The sequence below is a fragment of the Wohlfahrtiimonas populi genome, from assembly GCF_002006795.1.
In the GTDB taxonomy this organism is placed as follows: Bacteria; Pseudomonadota; Gammaproteobacteria; order Cardiobacteriales; family Wohlfahrtiimonadaceae; genus Wohlfahrtiimonas; species Wohlfahrtiimonas populi.
Genome location: NZ_MVDN01000066.1, coordinates 1 through 365, shown reverse-complemented (window position 1 = coordinate 365; position 365 = coordinate 1). Strand labels below are relative to the sequence as shown.

1 protein-coding gene is annotated in these 365 nt (G+C 40.8%); it reads right to left on the bottom strand.

The features are described from left to right. Positions 1–365 (bottom strand): hypothetical protein (locus BZK16_RS14045; RefSeq protein ID WP_143691218.1); only part of this gene is annotated, 365 nt, incomplete at both ends.

Sequence of the window (365 nt, the reverse complement as noted above, 5' to 3'; positions counted from 1 at the left end):
TGTACTTTCAATACCTGTACCAACCAATGGTTTGTCTGAACGCAATGTTGGAACCGCTTGACGTTGCATGTTCGAACCCATCAATGCACGGTTAGCATCGTCGTGTTCTAGGAATGGAATCAATGCAGCAGCTACAGATACGATTTGGCGTGGTGATACGTCCATGTATTGAATTTGACCTTGTAATAACAAGATAAATTCACCATTTACGTGTGACGGGATTAAATCATCTACGAATTCACCCGCTTCGTTAATACGAGCATTTGCCTGAGCAATACCAAAACCCATTTCTTCGTATGCTGACAAGTATTCGATTTCATTCGTTACTTTGCCATCGATAACTTTACGATATGGAGTTTCTAAGA